2 protein-coding genes are annotated in these 1,665 nt (G+C 69.5%); one reads left to right on the forward strand and one right to left on the reverse strand.

Annotated features, from left to right (window positions below; all coding sequences use genetic code 11):
* The first annotated feature begins 113 nt into the window (after positions 1-113).
* Positions 114-650 (forward strand): hypothetical protein, encoded by a 537-nt coding sequence (locus ACZ43N_RS42690; protein ID WP_468105276.1) that lies wholly within the window; start codon positions 114-116, stop codon positions 648-650.
* Here the strand turns inward: ACZ43N_RS42690 and ACZ43N_RS42695 are convergent.
* On the reverse strand, positions 607-1,524 hold the full coding sequence (locus tag ACZ43N_RS42695) for an IS5 family transposase (RefSeq protein ID WP_468105277.1): 918 nt from the start codon (positions 1,522-1,524) through the stop codon (positions 607-609). The genes ACZ43N_RS42690 and ACZ43N_RS42695 overlap by 44 nt on opposite strands.
* Between the last annotated feature and the right edge of the window lie 141 nt (positions 1,525-1,665).

Genomic DNA, 1,665 nt, shown 5'->3' on the forward strand with positions numbered 1-1,665 from the left:
AGAAGCTGTTGTCTTTCCGGAGGTGATCGACGCGTTTCCGCTGGTCGGGGATAGGAGTGGTGGTTCCGTGGGAGTGGTGGCCTGTCGGGTCGTCGTTCCCCGGGAGGTCGCGGATGCCGTCGGTTGTTGGACTGCTGGAACAGCACGAGCTCGCCGCTCGGCGTCGAGTCGACGGGCTGCGGGAGGAGGCCGACCGCATCCAGGCCGAGCTTGCTGCGGCCGAGCTGGAATGGCAGGAGTGGGCGATCGCGCGCAGGCGGGTCGATACGGTGCTGGCTCCGGACGACGGCGCCACCGCCGAGGCGGAGGCCACCCCGGATCCGCGGGATGCGGAGGTGCAGTCGGCGCTCCGGGACGCGGCGAAGCCGAAGTCGCAGGTGCCAGTGTGGCGCCAGGGGCTGGCCTGGTCGGTGCTGTCGGTGGACTACCAGCGCATCATCACGGCGCTCGCGGACCGGGCCCGGCTCCATCAAGGCCCTTTGACCTGCCAGGAGATGGCCGCCGTGTTCGGCATGGACGTGGTGCCGGCGCGGGTGGAGGCACTGCGGTCGAAAGCGAAACGCCTGGTGGCCCGCGGCTGGCTGGCCGAGCAGCAGCCGGGCCGGTTCACCCTCGCAGCAGGCGTGAGCGGGCCAGGCGTCGGGTCATGAGCCCGATCATCGACCAGTAGACCATCGCCTCCGCGCTGGTGGTGCGCCGTTCGAAGTCGCGCACCAGACGGCGGCTTCGCATCAGGTGGGCGAAGAGGCGCTCGACGATCCACCGCTTGGGCAGCACCACGAAGCCACGCCTGTCGTCGCTGCGTTTGACGATCGCCAGGGCCAGGGCGAACGTGGCCAGGCAGTACTCGACGAGGCTGCCGGTGTAGCCGCCGTCGGCCCAGACCAGTTCCAGCCGGTGGTGCACGTCGGCGACCTCCCCGAGCAGGACCTGGGCGGCAATGCGGTCGCCGGTGTCCGCGGCGGTGACCATCACGCCCAGCAGCAAGCCGAGCGTGTCGACCACGACGTGCCGCTTGCGGCCATTGATGAGCTTGCCGCCGTCGAAGCCCCGGCTGTCCCCGCCGACGACGGCATCCGCCTTGACGGACTGCGAGTCGATCACCCCGGCCGTCGGCTGCGCGTCCCGTCCCAGCTCCTCGCGGACCCTCGCGCGCAATCGGTCGTGGAACTCCTTGACCAGGGCGTTGTCGCGCCAGCGGCGGAAGAATGCGTAGATGCGGTCCCACGGCGGGAAGTCGACGGGCATCGCCCGCCACTTGATCCCGTTGTCGACGAGATACCGGATCGCATCGAGCATGGCCCGGTGGCAATACGCCTCCGGCCGGCCGCCCCGGCCGCGCATCCAGCCCGGCACCGGCAGCAGCGGCAGGACCCGGGCCCACTCCGCATCCGTCATGTCCGTCGGATACCGCCGCTCACGCATCGGGTTGTCGGCGGCGTTTCCGAACCGGTGAGCCAGGCAGTCACACTCCCAGGTGACCGCGCTGGACTGCCCGGCCATCGGCACGCAAGACTGCTGCACCAGGGCCTCCTGCTGCTCGGTGATTCGACACCAACGAGCTGTTCAGGAGGCCCTGTTCATATGCGCCCAGCACCCCGCGACCACCCGATCGGGACTCCTGTTCGACGCGCATCTCTCAAGATCGAAAAGACAACAGCTTCT

It is taken from the genome of Streptomyces sp. NPDC030814 (assembly GCF_055572155.1).

Excerpts from the sequence above, each read along its gene's own strand:
- ACZ43N_RS42690 (WP_468105276.1), top strand. The coding sequence starts at position 114 with ATGCCGTCGGTTGTTGGACTGCTGGAACAGCACGAGCTCGCCGCTCGG.